Raw genomic sequence first — 20,308 nt, 5'->3', positions numbered from 1 at the left:
CTGGCGACCATAGCGCTGTGGACCCACCTGATCCCATGCCGAACTCAGACGTGAAACGCAGCAGCGCCGATGGTAGTGTGGGGCCTCCCCATGTGAGAGTAGGACATCGCCAGGCACCCAATTTAGGGTAGCGTTATGAACGAACGTTAATCCTGAGTGGAGCGGTAGTTCAGTTGGTTAGAATACCGGCCTGTCACGCCGGGGGTCGCGGGTTCGAGTCCCGTCCGCTCCGCCACTCTTTAGAAGCCCAGTCGAAAGACTGGGCTTTTTTACGTTTAAAGATAATGTTCGCCATTCGGTCGAATGAGTCCCGCAAAATCGACAGCCCGGCCTTTCTGCCACTAATACGAAGTCTGAGTCGAAAGATTCGGGCTTTTTTACGTTTTGGGAAACGTGTTCACACTTAAACCGAGTTCATCCCCAGCACATTCCCAGTAATACCCCCACGCTTAGGTTTGTTCAGAATCGTTGCTTCATAACAAAGCTTGGCTGGCCAGTATTTAGCTGTCTCCTAAAGGCTTTGTATTTCCCCCTAAGGCCAGTTGCCTGACGATGGAGGCCTACTTGCTCAGGTAATGTTAAGCGGCTAAGACAAGAGGTTCTATGTTGCTCTCCTTCTTATAAACCGCTTCAGGTGGTATGCCCTAAAACCCAACGCCGACGATGTTGGTGTCTTTTGTTGACACTTCACCTGCTCGTTCTATTCTGACTAACGCTCTTACCTTTGGTTATGATTGAGCGTCTTAGTCCTAGATGCCAAATTGGATATGAAAAAGCCCCGTCAGATGACGAGGCTATGCGCGGCTCAGAATATCTCTGCTGCGGTAATGATAGGCTGGCGAAATAGACAGATTAGCAGTAACTGTAAAAATGCTGGAGCCACTGTTTGGCAATGGCGCGTTCATCACTGTCACTTAGAGGCTGAATGCCTGATTTAAACCGCTCTGGCTGATTCAGGAGTTGCAAGCCTGCCAGCATGTGGGCGGCTTCAAACAGGTAGAGGGTCGGGTCGCCCATGCCGGTTTTAAAGGGGGTGTTGGCTGACTCACCGCCCGCCAGTAGATAGAGGCTGCGGCCATTTCGGGTTTGGTATTCACGTACCAGACGGTTACCCCCTACCTCGGTGAGAGCGCCGTTAGTGATGAGCTGAGGCAGTTTCAGTTCATCATCGGCTGAAGTGACCGTGGCGATAAAGCGGTTATCCGGGATGGAATCTAACAGTGCTTCCGGAATCGCACCGTTTCCGGTGCAACAGAAAATCATATTACATTCGCTGACCAAGCGCTCGATGGAGCTGACTTGTACGCCATTGCGGGGAAACTGCGTCAGTTTACGCGGATCAATGTCGGCCACCAGGATATTGCTGATCGCCTTCCCTTTCAGGTATTGGATGACTCCGCGTCCGAGGTTGCCGGCACCGATTACGCCCACTTTCAGAAAGTTGTCATTGTTTAATTTGAGGCCAAATTCTTCACGCAGGATCTGATCGGAATAATGGACAATACATTCCGAGGCTTCGTAGTCTGCCGGTGCTTTGATACTCAGGTGCGAAACGGTTACCAACGGCTTGTTGAGGTTACTGTTTAGATATTTATACAGACCATTGGCGGTCAACTCCGTCACGCCGATAAGTTGCTCCCGGAAGACGTCACATAAGTGCTCTATGGCATGAGAAAAATACCCGCCGTGATCGAGGAGCAGGAATTGGCTATCGGCGTCGATGTGTTCGCGGATCAGGGCTTCAGCAACATGTGGATCGCGCAGTTGCTGTTTGTTGTAGGCTTCACTGACAACTGAGCAGGTTGGCAGAGCCTCAATCGTGGTTTTAAAGGATTGATTACCGGTAGCTGTAGCGCTTTTGGGGATAAAGACCAGGTTTTCAGCCAGCTCTGCCAGAACATTGATATAAGGCAGGGAGCCTTCATAACAGTGCATGACAGAAAAAATCGTGAATTTCTTAGGTGTTGGGTACTGTTCAGCAATGTGCTTTAAAAAAGCATAACCTTTGGTCGCAAAAAAGTCCGAATAGTAAGTGTGGGTTAAAATGGGTTGCGTCATTATTATTATTCCTTGTAACGACTAATTATTATGGCGAAACAGTGCTAGTAATGCATGGAGTAAAGGTTCATTTTCGCGGCTTTGTTTACAGCACAGGCCAAGTTGCAGGGGCTGAACATATTCTTTTTCAAGACGTTTTACTTTTGTGCCTACCGGGCTGTTGTTGATCACCACATCCGGCGCGATGCCAATACCACATCCTAAGGCGACCATACTGACAATGGCTTCATGCCCGCTTACCTGGGCATAAACATTTGGCTTTATTTTCTTCGATTTTATCCACTTATCCGCTTTTTCGCGTGCCATTCCTGACTCGGGCAGAATAAAGGGCAAGGTATTCCAGGCGGGGGGCTCTCTGAAGGCCGGCTGCAATGCCGGAGGCGGGACCAGCGGCGCAATCACCGACATCGAAATGCTGTCGAGAGGCAGGTATATCAGCTTACCCGGCAGGCTGTCCGGTTTCGCGGCAATGGCGATATCCGCGTCATCAGACTGAATGCGGTCAATGGCTTGTGCCGGATCGCCGGTCAGCAACTGAATTTCTACCTGGGGATGTAACTGACGAAACCGGCTGAGAATGTCGGGGAGGTGACTGTAACTGGCGGTGACGGAGCAAAACAACCTCAGCTTACCCTGCAGGGCCTGCTCTTGCTGACCCAGCTCTGCTTTGACTTCCTGCCAGCTGGTGACAATTTGGGCCGCTGTTGGCAACAGTGTCTTGGCGGCCGAGGTCAGCTCGACACTGCGATTATCCCGGATAAACAGAATCTGGCCGGTATCTTCTTCCAGTCGCTGGATAATCCGGCTCAGGGCCGATGGGCTGATATGCATGGCTTGCGCAGTCTGGCTGAAGCTGCGTGACTCGCACAGATGCAAAAACAATTGCAAGGTCTTTATGTTCATCGTCCATGTTGCACTTTTTGCAATAAGTTATTGTGAATATATCACTTTGCGCAATGAAGTGCGTGGTCTACCATCGAATTAATCGACAGGATGATGTCGCACATGGAACAGTATTCACGGAGTTTGCTATGGCTAATTATTTCAATACCTTAAATCTTCGTCAGCAGTTGGATCAGCTGGGTCGCTGCCGCTTTATGGATCGTGCGGAATTTGCAAATGAAGCCGATTACCTTAAAGGGAAGAAGGTCGTCATTGTGGGGTGTGGTGCTCAGGGCCTTAACCAAGGACTGAACATGCGTGACTCAGGTCTGGATGTGTCATATGCACTACGCCAGGCTGCAATCGACGAGCAGCGCCAGTCGTACAAAAATGCGAAAGAAAACGGGTTTGAAGTAGGCAGCTACGAGCAGCTGATCCCGCAGGCGGATCTGGTGGTAAACCTGACCCCTGATAAACAGCACAGCAATGTGGTAGCAACAGTGATGCCACTGATGAAGCAAGGGGCGGCTCTGGGTTACTCGCACGGTTTCAACATTGTTGAAGAAGGCATGCAGATCCGTCCTGATATCACGGTCGTGATGGTGGCACCAAAATGTCCGGGTACGGAAGTGCGTGAAGAGTACAAGCGCGGCTTTGGGGTTCCAACCCTGATTGCGGTTCACCCGGAAAATGACCCTCAGGGTGATGGTCTGGAGATCGCCAAAGCCTGGGCGGCGGCCACCGGTGGTCACCGTGCGGGGGTACTGGAATCTTCTTTCGTGGCGGAAGTGAAATCTGACCTGATGGGCGAGCAGACTATTCTGTGTGGTATGCTGCAGGCCGGCTCGATTGTTTGCTACGAGAAAATGATTGAGGAAGGGGTTGAACCTGCGTATTCCGGTAAACTGCTGCAATACGGCTGGGAAACCATCACGGAAGCACTGAAGTTTGGTGGCATTACTCACATGATGGATCGCCTGTCTAACCCGGCGAAAGTGAAAGCGTTTGAGCTGTCTGAAGAGCTGAAAGAGCTGATGCGTCCTCTGTACAACAAGCACATGGATGACATCATTGTCGGTGAGTTTTCCAGCACTATGATGGCTGACTGGGCCAATGACGATGCGAACCTGCTGGGTTGGCGTGCAGAAACTGCAGAAACAGCCTTTGAAAATTACCCTGAGTCTGATATTCAGATTCCGGAGCAGGAATACTTCGACAACGGTATTCTGATGATCGCCATGGTACGTGCCGGGGTTGAGCTGGCGTTTGAAGCCATGACGGCATCCGGCATTATCGATGAGTCGGCGTACTACGAGTCACTGCACGAACTGCCGCTGATTGCGAACACGATCGCCCGTAAGCGTTTGTATGAAATGAACGTGGTCATCTCTGACACGGCTGAGTACGGTAACTACCTGTTCGCGAATGTCGCAACACCACTGCTGCGTGAACACTTCATGCCGAAAGTGGGGACAGATGTGATTGGTCAAGGTCTGGGTGAAACCTCGAACTTTGTTGATAACCAGCGCCTGATTGAAGTGAATGAAGCGATCCGCAACCACCCGGTTGAGTGGATTGGTCAAGAGCTGCGAGGCTACATGACAGACATGAAGCGCATTGCCGTTGGCGGTTAATGGCCACCCAATCTAACTAAATGAAAAGCCCGGATGGTGACATCCGGGCTTTTTGTTTGTCTGTACTGAGCAACAGGCGGGTCTTGCTCAGCGACGGGAAATCAGTCTTGCTTGCTGTCAGCGTTGTCGTTCAGGCGGCTTTCCAGCTCTTCCAGCTTCTGCTCCAGCGCAGTCAGCTTCTGGCGGGTACGCAGCAGAACCTGAGTCTGCACATCAAACTCTTCACGGCTGACGACATCCAGTTTCCCAAGCTGAGCCTGGATCACCTGGCGGACTTTTTGTTCTACATCGTTGCCCAGCTCTTTGACTGGCTGAGGCATGGCATCTTGAATCTGCTTGGCTATTTGCTCAAGTTTCTTTGGATCAAACATAGCTGGGTTAACTCCGTAACGGCAATACTGTCGTCATTTTATGTAATTACTTAGCGATTGTCGTGGAAGAAAGGCGAAAAGAAAAGAGGCCGCTCAATGCGGCCTCTTAATTTGTGGGGTGATTAGCAATCACGTACATCTTTCAGGGCGTTGCGTGCTTCATCCGCACGCTTAAGCTTTTCCAGGTCTTTGTCCTCGACGAAGACCGGCAGCGGCTTATGCACACTGGCCAGGTAGGTGTAGATCACTGGCAGTACGAACAGCGTGAAGACCGTACCGATTGCCAAACCGGCAACGATCACGATACCGATACTGAAGCGCTGTGCGGCACCAGCACCACTGGCATACAGCAGGGGTACCAGACCGGCGATCATCGCGGCGGTGGTCATCAGGATCGGACGCAGACGCACCTTGGCGGCTTCCATCACGGCGGCCATGCGGTCTTTCTGATGATGCAGCTGCTCTTCTTTTGCGACTTCACAGATCAGGATACCGTGCTTGGTGATCAGACCAATCAGGGTGATCAGACCGACCTGCGAGTAGATGTTCATCGACGCCGCGCCCCAGGCCAGGGCGATCAGAGCGCCACAGATAGCCAGCGGTACAGAGACCATGATCACCAGCGGGTCGCGCAGGGACTCGAACTGGATCGCCAGAACCAGGAAGATGATGGCCAGTGCCAGGCCAAAGGTCATGTACAGGGCATTCCCTTCGGTAACGAACTGACGTGCCTCACCCATGAAGTCGTACTGGTAACCAGCCGGCAGGGTCGTTGCCGCTTCGCTTTGGAACCAGCTGATCGCATCACCCATGGCAACACCAGGGGCTGGTACGGCACCTACGGTGGCAGAGTTCAGCTGGTTGAAGTGTGGCAGAGAACGCGGCTCTGATACTACTTCAATGCTGACCAGGCTGCCCAGCGGGATAGACTGACCGTCTGCCGCACGCACGTAGTAGCCCTTCAGCGACTCCGGATTCAGGCGGTACTTACGTTCTACCTGCGGGATCACCTCATAAGAGCGGCCGTTCAGGTCAATCCGGTTGACGTAACCGTCAGCCATCATGGTACTCAGGGTAATCCCGATGTCCTGCATGGTCACACCGTAGGCGCCGGCCTTGTCCTTGTCGATCTTGATTTTCATCGTGGCCGAGTCGTAGTTCAGATCCAGATCCGAGTAAACGAACATGGCGTTGTTCTTCACTTTGGTCAGGATGTCACTACTTATTTGGAACAGGCTCTCAAAGCTGTTCGGCGTGGTGATCACAAACTGGATTGGCAGACCTGAACCGGCACCCGGCAGCTCTGGCATCTGGAATGCTGTAACCGCCATTTCCGGCACGTCTTTCACCAGTCCGGTGACGCGTTTTACCACATCGGCCTGGCTGGCTTCACGCTCACTCCAAGGCACCATCGACGCAATACCAAACGCCTGGTTGGAGTTTGGCACCCCGGAGAACACCTGGGCGTAGGCCACTTCCGGTTGTTCAGCCAGAATGGCGTTCACTTTGTCCATACTGTTCTGGATGAAATCGAGGTTCGAGTTTGACGGGGCAGTACCCATCATCACCAGTACCCCTTTATCTTCCGCCGGAGCCAGTTCACTTGGGATGAACTTGAACAGCATTGGCAGTATGCCGAACACGATCAGGGCGAAGACGATCACAACCGGGCGCATCTTCATGATCCCGCCGAGCATTTTCTCGTAGCGGTTGGTCATGCGATCCAGGAAGCCGTGCACGGTCTGCTCAAACTTGTTCGGCTGTTCGTTGGCCTTGAGCATTTTTGAACACATCATCGGCGACAGCGTCAGGGCGATGATACCGGAGACGAAGACAGAACCGGCCAGCGTCAGGGCAAATTCCTTGAACAGGGAGCCGGTGATCCCGCCCATCATCGCAATCGGCGCGTATACTGCACCCAGCGTTAGGGTCATGGCGATAACCGGTACCGCAATTTCACGGGTTCCGATAATTGCCGCACGGAACGGTGACTCGCCTTCTTTGATATGACGGTCGACGTTTTCCAGGACCACGATGGCGTCATCGACCACCAGACCGATAGCCAGTACCATCGCCAGCAGGGTCATCAGGTTCCATGAGAAGCCGAATGCCTGCATCACCATGGCCACCCCGATCAGCGACAGTGGAATGGTCACGATAGGAATGATAACGGCACGCAATGAACCCAGGAACAGCGTGATCACCACCAGTACGATCAGCGCTGCTTCCGCGATGGTTTTGATAACCTCGTGGATAGATTCGTTGATCGCGATGGTGGAGTCGTACAGCACGTTCATCTTGATGTTACTAGGCATGTTGCGTTCAAGTTCTGGCAACAGCTTGTAGACATCCGCCGCGATGTTGATCGGGTTGGCACTTGGCGCGGCGTTAATGGCCGCGACCACGGCTTCCTGACCGTTCGCTGAGGCGCGATAAATATCGTGGCTCTTTTCCAGGGTAACTTTCGCAATGTCACCCAGGCGAATCACCTGACCCTGTTTGGTCGATACCACCAGTTTTTCCAGCTCACCGGTGTTAGATACCTGAGTATCGGCCGTACCGTTGTACAGCACGAACTCACCGGTCGCCTGACCAGTCGCGGACTGGTAGTTGTTGGCATTCAGGACGTTCATAATGTCGCTGGCTGACAGGTTATACGCTGCCATCTTGGCTGGATCCAGCCAGACGCGCAGGGCGTATTTCATCCCGCCGTACAGATCAACCTTCGACACGCCGTTCACGGTGAACAGCTGCGGGTTGATGACTCGTTCCAGGTAGTCGGTGATCTGGCTGGAAGCCAGCTCATCACTGGTAAAGCCGATGTACATGACTGCCGTGGTCGAACCGGTCGACATCGTAACCGTCGGGTCTTCCGCTTCACGAGGCAGCTGGGAGCGCACCGAGTTGGTTTTGGCCAGAATATCGGCCAGCGCCGCGTTCGGGTCGGTGTTCAGCTTCATCGTCACCGTAATGGTGGATGAACCCAGTACCGAAGACGAGGTCATGTAGTCAATATTGTCAGCCTGGGCAATGGCCTGTTCCAGTGGCTGGGTAATAAAGCCCTGGATCAGGTCAGCACTGGCCCCGTAGTAGCTGGTGGTCACGGTGACCACGGTGTTTGTCATGTCTGGGTATTCCCGGACCTGCATTTTGAAGATTGCCTGCAGGCCGAGAAGAGCAATCAGAAAGCTGATCGATACCGCTAAGACAGGACGTTTAATAAAAACATCTGTAAAGCGCATGGCTCCTCCGGATTAGAGCATTGGGGTTTCAGCAGGCGCTTCCAGCGAGTCACTCTCAACCACTCGCACCTTCACATGGTTACTCAGGCGGACTTGCCCCGAGGTCACCACGGTTTCGCCGGCTTTCACACCACTCAGAATGTGGACTTTGTCGCCTTTACGTTCACCGACTTTCACCACTTCCTGCTTCACGCGCAGATCACCGTTTTCGTCCTGGCTGGCGATGTACACGTTGTCACCGTACAGGGTGTAAGTAATCGCGGTTTGCGGCAGGATAATCTGGTTTTCCAGCGTCGGCAGGATAATGTGAGCACGGGCAAACATACCGCTGCGCAGCTGACCTTCGTTGTTCGGAATATCAGCCTGAACCTGCACCAGACCGCTCTGGTAGTTTACGGCCGGCTCAATCGCGCTGATCTTGCCGTTGAACGGCGTATCCGGGTAAGCATCGACGAAGATTTCCACGTCCTGACCCAGGTGGATATCCGAGATATCCGTCTGTGGCACTGTGAAGCGCAGCTTCATCAGCGTGGTATCTTCCAGACGCACTACGTCAGTGCCCGGCTGGATGTACTGACCCAGGAACACGTTACGCAGACCGACCACGCCGTCGAATGGTGCTTTGATGGTGCGGCGATCAATGGTGGCTTTCAGGCTTTCAATATCCGCGGACAGGGAGAAGTATGACGCTTCTGCATCATCGTACGCTTCCTTGGAGATTGACCCTTTCTTGAACAGGCCGCGGTAGCGTTCGTACTTCGCACGGGCTGCCGGCAGACGTGCCTGCGCACTCTTCAGGTTGGCCAGTTCCACGTCAGAGTCCAGCATCAGCAGCTGCTGATTGGCTTTCACGGTGGAACCGGATGCAAAATCAATAGACTTAATCACACCCGCCACTTCGGTTGTGATCGTGACCCCTTGATTCGGTTCGATAAAGCCGATAGCTTCAATAGCCGGTACCCAGTTACTGGACTCCGCCGTCGTGACGGTGACCGGGAAGTCAGGTTCCGGCATGCTTGCCATGTACTCGGCAATTTTTTGTTGTTTAAAGAGATTGAAACCAATCACGCTCCCGAATAGCAGGAGCGCGATAAGTAGCATCACGAGCCATTTTTTCATGGTTGGTTGAGCTCCGAAGTTTTTCTTGTTAATGCTGAACGATGGCATCCCAGGAGGCTTCGATGGCGGCGTCTAACACCTCATCGCTGACCTTGTACACGCCATTGACATGTTTTCGAGCCAGGCAGATGCATGGCTCAAGGCTTAAAGTGCCCAAGATTTCGTTGTCCAGAGGCTTGAACAGACCGGCGGCTTTACCGTCGGAAAACATCTGATCCACCTTGGCAAACAATTTCTTCTCGAGTAATCGTTGTTCCTGGTTTTCGCGTTTGGGCAGGCTATCGAACTGGCCACGGTTGATGAGCGGTGCATCATCCTGAATTGCCATGTCCCAAATGTTCAGCCACATGGTGCGAAACCGTTGTTGCAATGGCATGTTATCAGACACATTTTGACTAATTTTGTTCGCCACACAGGCGAGGATATGGTCATGTAACTGATGCAGCAGGTCGTCTTTATCCTCGAAATAGCGATAAATCGTGCCTGCGGCTACGCCTGCTTCCCTGGCAACCATCTGCATGGAAAGACCATGAAATCCGTACATCGCGAGCAGTTTTTCCGTTGCCTGCAAGATGCGTGTTTTCTTGTCCATCATAAGAGGGCTTTTGTGAATTAAAATAATGAATGAATGTTCATTCATTATTTTAGGGTGCCTGCTTATTTGTGCAAGATTTTTTTGTTGTGTCAGGATTCATGGCCGTCGGTGGCGCGCGAATAGACAACGGGAGATAACCCGTTACAATGCGCCTGCCGACACCAACAACACAGGATACGCCAATGAAACTGAACCCAAGGCAAAACGAAGCGGTAAAATATGTCGCTGGACCCTGTCTGGTCCTGGCTGGCGCCGGCTCGGGCAAAACCCGGGTCATTACCAATAAGATTGCTTACCTGGTTCAGCACTGCGGCTACAAGGCCCGTAATATTGCGGCGCTGACCTTTACCAACAAAGCCGCCCGTGAAATGAAAGAGCGGGTGGGCCAGACGCTGGGTCGTCAGGAAGCCAAGGGGCTGATGGTGTCGACCTTCCACACCCTGGGGCTGAATATCATCCGCCGCGAGTACAAAGCGCTGGGTCTGAAAGCGAGCTTTTCCCTGTTTGACGATCAGGATCAGATGGCGCTGCTCAAAGAACTGACGGAAAAAGAGATCGACGGTGATAAAGACCTGCTCAAGCTGTTGCTGTCGACCATCTCCAACTGGAAGAATGACATGTTGTCCCCAGCGGACGCCCAGGCGCAGGCGCGCAGCGAGCGTGACCAGCTGTTCGCCTACTGCTACGACATGTACCAGCGCCAAATGAAGGCATACAACGCGCTCGACTTTGATGACCTGATCCTGATGCCGGTATTGTTGCTGCGGGACAATGAAGAAGTGCGTCAGCGCTGGCAGAATAAAATCCGCTACCTGCTGGTGGACGAATATCAGGATACCAACACCAGCCAGTACCTCTTCGTGAAGTTGTTGGTGGGCGAGCGCAGCCGCTTTACCGTGGTCGGCGATGACGACCAGTCCATTTATTCCTGGCGTGGCGCCCAGCCGGAAAACCTGGCTCTGCTGAACAAAGATTTTCCGAGCCTGAAAGTGATCAAGCTGGAGCAGAACTACCGCTCAACCAGCCGGATTTTGCGAACTGCCAATATCCTGATCGCCAATAACCCGCACGTGTTCGAGAAAACGCTGTTCTCGGAAATCCCCGATGGCGAGATGCTCAAGGTGATCACCGCCAAGAACGAAGAGCACGAGGCAGAGAAAGTCGTCGGCGAACTGATCGCCCATCGCTTCCTCAACAATACGGCCTATAAAGACTACGCCATTCTGTACCGGGGGAATCACCAGTCGCGGTTGTTTGAGAAAGCCCTGATGCAAAACCGGATTCCGTACAAAATTTCCGGCGGCACCTCGTTCTTCTCTCGGGCCGAAATCAAGGACATCATGGCTTACCTGCGCCTGCTGACCAACCTGGATGATGACAATGCGTTTCTGCGCATCGTGAATACCCCGCGTCGTGAGATTGGTCCGGCGACGCTGGAAAAGCTGGGCACCTACGCCAACATGCGCGGCAAAAGCCTGTTTGCGGCCAGCTTCGAGCTGGGGCTGGAGCAGCATCTGGGCGGTCGCGGCCTGGAATCCCTGCAGCGCTTTACCCGCTGGGTGGTGGAGTTGTCGGATAACGCTGAGCGCGGTGATACCGTGGCGGCGGTGCGTCAGTTGATTCGCGACATTAATTACGAAGACTGGCTGTATGAAAGTTCTGCCAGCCCGAAAGCGGCGGAGATGCGGATGAAGAACGTCTCCGATTTGTACAGCTGGATCACCGCGGACCTGGAAGGCGATAACTATGACCAGGAAGCCAAGACCCTTAAAGAAGTGGTTCAGCGCCTGACCCTGCGTGACATGATGGAGCGCGGCGAGGACGATGACGACGCGGATCAGGTACAGCTGATGACGCTGCACGCCTCCAAAGGGCTGGAGTTTCCGTATGTGTACCTGATTGGGACTGAAGAGGGAATTTTGCCGCACCAGACCAGCATTGATGAAGACAATGTGGAAGAGGAGCGCCGTCTGGCCTACGTCGGGATCACCCGGGCTCAGAAAGAGCTGACCTTTACCTTGTGTAAGGAACGGCGCCAGTTCGGCGAGCTGCTGAAGCCAGAGCCAAGCCGGTTCCTGTATGAGCTGCCGCAGGATGATCTGGAGTGGGAGGCGGACAAAAAGCCGGTTACTAAGGAAGAGCGGATGCAGCGCGGACAGGCGCACATCGCCAATATTCGGGCGATGTTTAAGAAATGATGGTGAATAAAGCGTGCTGTAGCCTGCGGGGTACATAACGGGTGGAAAATAAAGAAGGGTTGATGGCAGCATCAACCCTTCTTTTATTCAGTATGTCTCGCGTGCCCTATTCATGGCGCGCTTTATGGTGCGACTGATATGATTACAGGCCGTCGATCATGTGGTTGATGGCTGCCACGATTTCCTCATCGCTACAGTCCATACATGAGCCTTTCGCTGGCATGGCGTTAAAGCCGTTTAGTGCGTGGTCAGTCAGCACATCTTTCCCTTTTGCAATACGTGGACCCCAGTCATCGGCATTGCCTTTTTTCGGTGCGCCCATTACGCCGCTGCCGTGGCAGGCCACACAGAAGGTGCCGTAGACCGCATCGCCACTGCGAGGACCGGTTGCGACTTCTGTTGCTGGCGCGTCACCTTCCAGGTAGACAGAGCCCACGGGTTTAATGCGTTCTGCGATAGCTTCGTCAGACATATCTGCTGCTACAGCTGTGCCGGCCAGTGTCATTGCCGCCACTGCAGCTACCATGATTTGTCGAAGAGTTAATTCCATTGAGCTCACCTTACACTTCCAGATCATTATGTGCGATTGCCACAGTCTTCTTTCGTGCTTGTTGTTAGTCGAACTGTTGAGACAAGGCAGTGATTATTTACAGAATGTTTAAAATGTAAAAACGCCGTGATTATATCTGCTAATGAGGCGCTGATAAACAAGAGGTCTGCTTTTGTATGATACGAATCAAGAGTTAATTGCCTATATTTGCAGCGAACGAGAAAAAAACTAAAAAAAACACTTTACGAAGTACACCTGGATCCGTAATATTCACCTCCGCCGATAGGGCACGCGCCCGTAGCTCAGCTGGATAGAGCGTTGGCCTCCGGAGCCAAAGGTCGAAGGTTCGAATCCTTTCGGGCGCGCCATTCCGGACCTAGGAAAACGGCAGAAACATTGGTGGCTATAGCTCAGTTGGTAGAGTCCCGGATTGTGATTCCGGTTGTCGCGAGTTCGAATCTCGTTAGCCACCCCATCTTTTAGGGTATTGATTTATAATATCAGTATCCGGGGTGAATACCCCACACAGAACATTGTCGGTGAATAGCGCAGTTTGGTAGCGCATCTGGTTTGGGACCAGAGGGTCGGGGGTTCGAATCCCTCTTCACCGACCACTAACATTGGTGGCTATAGCTCAGTTGGTAGAGTCCCGGATTGTGATTCCGGTTGTCGCGAGTTCGAATCTCGTTAGCCACCCCATTATTCAAGACTTCGGTACGCCGGAGCAACCAGTCGGTGAATAGCGCAGTTTGGTAGCGCATCTGGTTTGGGACCAGAGGGTCGGGGGTTCGAATCCCTCTTCACCGACCACTCTTCAAACCCCAGTCGAAAGACTGGGGTTTTTTCGTTTCTGGCGTCTGTTGACTGGCCTACCACACAAAATCCCCATTGTTTCTCCTGCGTCGAACACCCGTTATTGATTTTTCTGTCATCTGTCTTGTGGCGATAATTCAGTACCTTCTGCTGATTCCTTCCTATAATTAACCATAAAGTCACTGCATGAGCGCAGGTTTGTCAGTGCTTGTTGCTGTTATGTTAACTGGGAAAAGTGAATCTCAGTATATTTATGCAAATGTGAATTTGGTGAACCAGATCGCACTGTGACAGATGCAGAGTCTTTTACTATTATCTTTCGGTATTGTGAGTAAATCATGAGCAACATCAGACATGTGCATTATGGCAATGAACAATGCGCATAATGACTGATTATGCTTTTTTTATGCATTTCGCCAGTTTTTACTGATGATTTGTTGATTTATTGTAAAATCTTTGACAGATTATGTGCTGAACACATATTCAGCAAAATCTGCTGAAGAGAAGGGATTCATTTTTTGCAGACAGGGCAGAACACTGCCGCGCAGTTGGGGTCTGGTAATGGCTTTATTGGAAGTGAAAAACTTGCGGATCGAGTATCCCTCACGTCATGGGGTACATGCCGCAGTGAAATCGCTCTCGTTCACGATTGAGCGAGGGGAAATCGTAGGTGTCGTCGGTGAGTCCGGGGCCGGTAAGTCAACGGTCGGGAATGCCGTGATTGACTTGCTGAGCCCGCCAGGAAAGATTGCCAGCGGCGATGTTTACCTGGATGGCGAGAAAATCTCCGGCTTAAGCCCGGAAGCCATGCGCCGGGTGCGCGGCGCGAAAATCGGCTTCATCTTTCAGGATCCGATGACATCGCTTAACCCGCTGTTTACCGTTGAGCGTCAGCTGACGGAAACCATCCTGACCAACCTGAAGGTCAGTAGAGACGAAGCGCTGAAGCGGGCGCTGACTCTGATGGAGCAGGTCGGGATCCCTGATCCGCAAGTGCGGATTAAACAGTACCCGCACCAGTTTTCCGGCGGGATGCGCCAGCGGGTGGTGATTGCGATTGCTCTGGCCGGGGAGCCGGATCTGATCATTGCGGATGAGCCTACGACGGCGCTGGACGTGTCGATTCAGGATCAGATTCTGAGCCTGATCCGCGATCTGTGTGTGAAGAAAAACGTCGGCTGTATGCTGGTGACTCACGACATGGGCGTGGTGTCTAACATCACTGACCGGGTGGCAGTCATGTATCGCGGGGATCTGGTGGAAATTGGTCCTACCGAGCAAGTGCTGGGCAACCCGACTCACCCTTACACCCAGAGTCTGATTTCGGCGGTGCCCCGTTCCGATATCAAACTGAACCGCTTCCCGCTGGTGAACTACATTGAAGAAGCGGAAGAGCTGACCCAGCTGGATGTAAAAAATCACTGGCTGGGGCAGAGCCAGGATCAGCGGAAGTACACCGGTGCGCTGTTGCAGGTCAAGAACGTCAACCTGCGCTTTGTGACCAAAGATTCGTTTTTTGAAAGCCGCCGCGAGTACGTGCAGGCTTCGAACGATGTCAGCTTTGAAGTGTTTGAAGGGGAAACTTTTGGTCTGGTGGGCGAATCCGGCTCCGGTAAGTCCACCATTGCGCGGGTGATCGCCGGCCTGTATCCGCCGAACTCCGGCCAGGTGATTTTTGAAGGCATTGATCTGACCGCACTGAAAACCGAAAACGAGCGCCGTCCGCTGCGCCGCCAGATGCAGATGGTGTTCCAGAACCCGTATTCCTCCATGAACCCGCGAATGAAGATTTTCGACATCATCGCGGAGCCGATCCGTTTCCATAAACTGGCCGACAGCGAAGCGCAGGTGCGCCAGATTGTGGGTGACCTGTTGGACCATGTCGGGCTGGGACGCAGTGCTGGGGTGAAATACCCGCACGAGTTCTCCGGCGGCCAGCGGCAGCGGATCTCGATTGCCCGGGCGCTGGCAACCCGGCCGCGTCTGCTGATTTGTGACGAGCCGACCTCGGCCCTGGATGTGTCTGTCCAGGCGCAAATCCTGAATCTGCTGAAAGACCTGCAGGATGAGCTGAACCTGACGATGCTGTTCATCAGCCACGACCTGCCGGTGATTCGCCAGATGTGTGACCGTATCGGCGTCATGCAAAAGGGTACCCTGCTGGAAGTGGCCCCGACAGAGCAACTGTTCACTGCCCCTCAGCATGAGTACAGCAAGCAACTGATTTCCCTGATGCCTGAATTCAAGGGAATGAGCCTGGAAGGCTTGCAGTTGGCCTGATTTTTTGTCGCGCGGGAAGCTGCGCGACAGCGATCCCGGCACATGTTGCTTACCCATACCGATAATAAGCAAACATAACCATCTGGGAGTTCTCTCCCTGCATAAAGGAGCTATGCAATGAAAACCATTAAGAGCAAGTTAGCCGTGGCGCTAATGGCAGCCGGCCTGAGTTTTGGTGCTGCCGCCGCGAACCTGAACCTGGCTTATGACGCCGATCCGGTTTCTCTGGACCCGCATGAGCAGCTGTCAGGCGGTACGCTGCAACTTTCTCACATGAGTTTCGACCCGCTGATTCGTTTTACCCAGGACATGGAATTTGAGCCGCGTCTGGCGACTTCCTGGGAGCGTGTGGATAACGCAACAATGCGTTTCAAGCTGCGTGAAGGGGTGAAATTCCACTCTGGTAACGCGTTCAGCGCTGACGATGTGGTGTGGACCTTCCAGCGCCTGAAAACCTCGGCTGACTTCAAAGGTATCTTTACCCCGATCCTGGATGTGAAAAAAGTCGACGACTACACCGTGGATGTGGTGACAGACGGGACGTACCCGCTGATCGAAAACGTCATGACGTACCTGTTCCCGATGGACAGCAAGTTCTACACCGGTAAAACCGAAGGCGGCAAAGACAAGGCCGAGCTGAAGAAAAATGGCTCAACGTATGCCTCTACCCACATCTCAGGCACTGGCCCGTTCAAGGTGAGCAAGCGTGAGCAGGGCGTGGCGGTAGAATTTGAACGCTTTGCGGATTACTGGGACAAAGACAGCAAAGGGAACGTTGACCACATTACCCTGCGTCCAATCAAAGAAGATGCGACCCGTGTCGCGGCCCTGTTGTCTGGCGACGTGGACATGATTGCACCGGTATCGCCAAACGACTACCAGCGCATCAAGAGCAACGACAAGCTGGATCTGGTGACGATGCCGGGTACTCGAGTGATCACTTTCCAGATGAACCAGAAAGTGGCAGAGCCACTGCGTGATGCCCGTGTTCGTCAGGCGATTGTGTACGCCGTGAACAACGAGGGTATTGCCCAGAAAATCATGAAAGGTGCCGCTACTCCGGCGGGCCAGCAGAGCCCGGTCGGCTATGCCGGTTACAACGAGAACCTGACTCCGCGCTATGACCTGAAGAAAGCTCAGGAGCTGATGAAAGAAGCCGGTTACGAGAATGGTTTCTCTATCAGCATGATCGCGCCGAACAACCGCTACGTGAACGACGAAAAAGTGGCGCAGGCCGTGGCCGCGATGCTGGCGAAAATCAAGATCAAGGTTGACCTGCAAACCATGCCGAAAGCCCAGTACTGGCCGGAGTTCGACAAGTGTGAAGCGGGCATGCTGATGATTGGCTGGCACCCGGATACAGAGGATTCAGCGAACTTTACGGAGTTCCTGACTATGACCCGTAACGCCGAGACCGGTAAAGGGCAGTACAACTGTGGCCACTACTCCAACGCGGAAGTCGACAAGCTGGTGGAAGCCGCGAACTCGGAAACCGACCTGGAGAAACGCAGCGCGATGCTGAAGAAAGTGGAAGAGCTGCTGTATAACGACGCGGCTTTCGTTCCGCTGTACTGGCAGGATCCGTCCTGGGCCGCGAAGAAGAACGTGGACATCAAACCTATCGTGAACGGTATGGACTTCCCATACCTGGGCGATCTGGTGATCAACTAATACCCCCGTCCGCGAAGCAGGGCTCCGGCAATGGCCGGAGCCCGATTAAGGAAGTCTCAAGAGGCAAGGAATGTTTACGTTTTTGGTCAAGCGCCTGGTACAGGCACTGGTAGTGATGTTTGTGATCAGTCTGGTGGCGTTTGCTATCCAGGACAACTTAGGGGATCCCCTGCGTGAGCTGGTGGGGCAATCGGTCTCGGAAGCGGAGCGTGACGCGCTGCGTACTGAGATGGGTCTTAACGATCCGTTCATGGTCAAGTACGGCCGTTTTATTTCGAAAGCATTACACGGAGATCTGGGCGACTCCTATTTCTTTAAACGCCCGGTTGTCGATGTCATTCTCGACAAGCTGGTAGCCACCCTGGAACTGGTGGCGGCGGCAACCATCATCATTGTGGTGGTCTCTATACCGTTGGGGGTCTATTCGGCCATTCACCCCAACAGCGCCCTGACCAAAGCGATCATGGGCTTCAGTATCGTCGGTATTTCCGTGCCGGTCTTCCTGACCGCCATTATGCTGATGTACGTCTTTTCTATTGAATTGGGCTGGCTGCCGTCGTTCGGACGAGGGGAGACGGCCAATATCCTGGGCTGGGAGTCCGGGTTCTTTACCCTTGACGGGTTGGCGCACCTGGTGCTGCCGAGTATCTCGCTGGCGTCCATCATGCTGCCGCTCTTTATCCGTCTGGTGCGTTCTGAAATGCTGGAAGCGCTGGGCACCGAGTACGTGAAATTTGCTCGCGCCAAGGGTCTGCCGCAGAACAAGGTGTACTACCAGCACGCGCTGAAAAATACCATGCTGCCGGTGATCACGGTCGGCGGGGTACAAATCGGCACCATGGTGGCGTATACCATCCTGACCGAAACCGTGTTCCAGTGGCCGGGTACCGGCTTCCTGTTCCTTGAGGCTATTAACCGGGTCGACACCCCGCTGATCACCGCTTATGTGATCTTCGTGGGCCTGATCTTCGTGGTCACCAATACCCTGGTGGACCTGCTGTACGGCCTGATCAACCCGACTGTTAACCTGACCGGCAAAGGAGCGTAATCATGACAACGCAATCGACAAACGTGCCGAGCCGCTGGCAGCGTTTCCTGAATTCAGATTTCATTTATTTCTTCAAGAAAGACAAAGTGGCAATGGCCAGCTTTGCGGCCTTCATGGTGTTTGTGGTCATGGCGCTGCTGGCACCGATGCTGGCGCCGACCAACCCGTACGATCTGACCAGCATCGACATAATGGACTCCGAGCTGCCTCCTTCCTGGATGGAGTTCGGTGACGAGCGCTTCCTGCTGGGTACGGACAACCAGGGCCGCGATATCCTGTCGACCATCATGTATGGCCTGCGGATTTCTCTGGCGATAGGCCTGTTTGCGGTCGCCCTGCAGCTGGTGATCGGTATCGTGGTCGGCCTGTGTGCCGGTTACTTCGGCGGCCGGATCGACAGCTTCCTGATGCGTATCGCTGACGTGCAGCTGTCGTTCTCGACCATGATGGTCGCCATCATTGTGTCGGCGATTTTCAAGGCCAGCTTCGGCAGCGATTTTTACAGTCAGTACGCCATTGTGATGCTGGTGGTCATTATCGGTATCGCGGAATGGCCGCAGTACGCCCGGACCGTGCGGGCATCGGTTTTGGCGGAGAAGAAGAAAGAGTACGTGGAAGCCTCACGGGTCATGGGCCTGAAGTCACTGCGTATCATGTTCCGTCACATTCTGCCGAACTGCCTGTCGCCTATCCTGGTGATCTCCACGGTACAGGTGGCCAATGCCATCATGTCGGAAGCGGCCCTGTCGTTCCTGGGCCTGGGGATGCCGGTTGACCAGCCGTCACTGGGCTCGCTGATCAGTATCGGTTTTAACTACATTTTCTCCGGCTCCTGGTGGATCACCGCCTTCCCGGGCATCATCCTGGTTGCTCTGGTACTGGTGATTAACCTGCTGGGTGACTGGCTGCGGGATGTGTTCAACCCGAAAGTGTACAAAGGCTAGAAAGTTTCCCGCCGGGAATAGCCAAACGGCCCCGAGTTCATTACCTTGTTGCCTGAGCATGACAATGATGAGGCACAAGCATGATAGATATCGGGGTCAACCTGACCAACAGCCGGTTTGATAAAGACCGCGAGGCCGTGGTAAGCCGGGCACAAGCCGCCGGCGTCCACGGCCTTATTCTGACCGGCACCAGCGTTGAAGAAAGCCAGCAGGCGCTGGCCATGGCTCGCCAGTGGCCGGGTTACTGCTTCAGCACCGCCGGTGTTCACCCCCATGATGCCAAATCGGTTCAGGATCTCACCCTGCCGGCCCTCCGTGAGCTGGCCGTCGCGCCGGAAGTCGTCGCGATTGGCGAGTGTGGCCTGGATTTCAACCGTGATTTTTCTCCCCGTCCGCAACAGGAAGCCGTGTTTGAAGCGCAACTCGCGCTGGCAGCTGAACTGCAGATGCCGGTGTTTATGCACTGCCGGGATGCTCACGAGCGTTTTATGGCGATTCTGGCCCCGTGGCGTGACAAGCTGCCGGCTGCTGTGCTGCATTGTTTTACCGGGACGGAAGCAGAGCTGAAGGATTGCCTGGCGCTGGACTTGCACATCGGGATTACCGGTTGGGTGTGCGACGAGCGGCGCGGTACTGAGCTGCGGGAGCTGGTCCGGCTGATCCCGGATAACCGTTTGATGGTGGAAACCGACTGCCCGTACCTGCTGCCGCGCGATTTGCGGCCGAAACCCAAGTCGAGCCGCAACGAGCCGCAGTACCTGCCGCACATCACACAGGTGATCGCGGCATGCCGGGAGCAGGATGCCGGGGCACTAATGTGCCAGACGACTGAGACCGCCCGGGCATTTTTTGCAATTCCTGCTCACCAGGTTGACGGAGAGTGATATGATCAGGCCCATCCCG

General features: G+C 53.8%; 14 protein-coding genes, 6 tRNA genes and 1 rRNA gene. 14 read left to right on the top strand and 7 right to left on the bottom strand.

Features of this window, described 5'->3' with window-relative positions:
* Positions 1-115: ribosomal RNA gene (gene rrf, locus C9I92_RS23080) — 5S ribosomal RNA — on the top strand.
* Between the two features lie 43 nt (positions 116-158).
* Positions 159-235: transfer RNA gene (locus C9I92_RS23075), tRNA-Asp, on the top strand.
* 617 nt (positions 236-852) lie between these two features.
* Here the strand turns inward: C9I92_RS23075 and C9I92_RS23070 are convergent.
* Together C9I92_RS23070 and ilvY are read right to left on the bottom strand one after the other, a co-directional pair.
* Positions 853-2,058, bottom strand: coding sequence for an NAD(P)-binding domain-containing protein (locus C9I92_RS23070; protein ID WP_047887032.1), 1,206 nt, complete (start codon positions 2,056-2,058; stop codon positions 853-855).
* A gap of 21 nt (positions 2,059-2,079) precedes the next feature.
* Complete coding sequence (ilvY, locus tag C9I92_RS23065; RefSeq protein WP_047887033.1) at positions 2,080-2,961, bottom strand: HTH-type transcriptional activator IlvY; 882 nt, start codon at positions 2,959-2,961, stop codon at positions 2,080-2,082.
* Between the two features lie 128 nt (positions 2,962-3,089).
* On the opposite strand from ilvY, the gene ilvC reads away from it, so the two are divergent.
* Positions 3,090-4,574: a ketol-acid reductoisomerase gene (gene ilvC / locus C9I92_RS23060; RefSeq protein ID WP_047887034.1), complete on the top strand. Its 1,485-nt coding sequence runs from the start codon at positions 3,090-3,092 to the stop codon at positions 4,572-4,574.
* Positions 4,575-4,675: 101 nt separating this feature from the next.
* Here ilvC and ubiK read toward each other — a convergent pair whose 3' ends face one another.
* The 4 genes from ubiK to C9I92_RS23040 all read right to left on the bottom strand — a co-directional run bounded on the left by ubiK (position 4,676) and on the right by C9I92_RS23040 (position 9,901).
* Positions 4,676-4,945, bottom strand: a complete 270-nt coding sequence (gene ubiK, locus C9I92_RS23055; protein ID WP_047887035.1) for a ubiquinone biosynthesis accessory factor UbiK — start codon at positions 4,943-4,945, stop codon at positions 4,676-4,678.
* 122 nt (positions 4,946-5,067) lie between these two features.
* Positions 5,068-8,187: a multidrug efflux RND transporter permease subunit gene (locus C9I92_RS23050; protein WP_047887036.1), complete on the bottom strand. Its 3,120-nt coding sequence runs from the start codon at positions 8,185-8,187 to the stop codon at positions 5,068-5,070.
* Positions 8,188-8,199: 12 nt separating this feature from the next.
* A complete protein-coding gene (locus tag C9I92_RS23045) occupies positions 8,200-9,306 on the bottom strand; it encodes an efflux RND transporter periplasmic adaptor subunit (RefSeq protein ID WP_047887115.1) in 1,107 nt (368 codons plus the stop codon).
* A gap of 28 nt (positions 9,307-9,334) precedes the next feature.
* Complete coding sequence (locus C9I92_RS23040; RefSeq protein ID WP_084712678.1) at positions 9,335-9,901, bottom strand: TetR/AcrR family transcriptional regulator; 567 nt, start codon at positions 9,899-9,901, stop codon at positions 9,335-9,337.
* A gap of 182 nt (positions 9,902-10,083) precedes the next feature.
* Here C9I92_RS23040 and rep point away from each other — a divergent pair, with 182 nt between their 5' ends.
* Positions 10,084-12,099: a DNA helicase Rep gene (gene rep / locus C9I92_RS23035; RefSeq protein WP_047887038.1), complete on the top strand. Its 2,016-nt coding sequence runs from the start codon at positions 10,084-10,086 to the stop codon at positions 12,097-12,099.
* 142 nt (positions 12,100-12,241) lie between these two features.
* Here the strand turns inward: rep and C9I92_RS23030 are convergent, their stop codons facing one another.
* Positions 12,242-12,649: a c-type cytochrome gene (locus C9I92_RS23030; RefSeq protein ID WP_047887039.1), complete on the bottom strand. Its 408-nt coding sequence runs from the start codon at positions 12,647-12,649 to the stop codon at positions 12,242-12,244.
* A gap of 291 nt (positions 12,650-12,940) precedes the next feature.
* Here C9I92_RS23030 and C9I92_RS23025 point away from each other — a divergent pair.
* The 10 genes from C9I92_RS23025 (at position 12,941) to tatD (ending at position 20,289) form a co-directional block, all read left to right on the top strand.
* A tRNA-Arg gene (locus tag C9I92_RS23025) sits at positions 12,941-13,017 on the top strand.
* 31 nt (positions 13,018-13,048) lie between these two features.
* Positions 13,049-13,124: transfer RNA gene (locus C9I92_RS23020), tRNA-His, on the top strand.
* A 62-nt stretch (positions 13,125-13,186) separates the two neighbouring features.
* Positions 13,187-13,263: transfer RNA gene (locus C9I92_RS23015), tRNA-Pro, on the top strand.
* A gap of 9 nt (positions 13,264-13,272) precedes the next feature.
* Positions 13,273-13,348: transfer RNA gene (locus C9I92_RS23010), tRNA-His, on the top strand.
* A 34-nt stretch (positions 13,349-13,382) separates the two neighbouring features.
* A tRNA-Pro gene (locus C9I92_RS23005) sits at positions 13,383-13,459 on the top strand.
* Positions 13,460-14,023: 564 nt separating this feature from the next.
* Positions 14,024-15,742, top strand: coding sequence for an ABC transporter ATP-binding protein (locus C9I92_RS23000; protein WP_047887040.1), 1,719 nt, complete (start codon positions 14,024-14,026; stop codon positions 15,740-15,742).
* 117 nt (positions 15,743-15,859) lie between these two features.
* The gene (locus C9I92_RS22995; protein WP_047887041.1) at positions 15,860-17,413 is read left to right on the top strand and encodes an ABC transporter substrate-binding protein; all 1,554 of its coding nucleotides are present in this window, start codon (positions 15,860-15,862) and stop codon (positions 17,411-17,413) included.
* Between the two features lie 70 nt (positions 17,414-17,483).
* Positions 17,484-18,461 (top strand): ABC transporter permease, encoded by a 978-nt coding sequence (locus C9I92_RS22990; protein ID WP_047887042.1) that lies wholly within the window; start codon positions 17,484-17,486, stop codon positions 18,459-18,461.
* Between the two features lie 2 nt (positions 18,462-18,463).
* Entirely contained in the window at positions 18,464-19,405 is a 942-nt protein-coding gene (locus C9I92_RS22985; protein ID WP_047887043.1) for an ABC transporter permease, read from the top strand.
* An 80-nt stretch (positions 19,406-19,485) separates the two neighbouring features.
* Positions 19,486-20,289: a 3'-5' ssDNA/RNA exonuclease TatD gene (tatD, locus tag C9I92_RS22980; RefSeq protein WP_047887044.1), complete on the top strand. Its 804-nt coding sequence runs from the start codon at positions 19,486-19,488 to the stop codon at positions 20,287-20,289.
* Positions 20,290-20,308: the final 19 nt, after the last annotated feature.

It is taken from the genome of Photobacterium ganghwense, from assembly GCF_003025595.1.
Taxonomy (GTDB): domain Bacteria; phylum Pseudomonadota; class Gammaproteobacteria; order Enterobacterales; family Vibrionaceae; genus Photobacterium; species Photobacterium ganghwense.
The sequence above is the reverse complement of the archived record's forward strand: the minus strand, read 5'-3'. Positions and strand labels throughout refer to the sequence as shown.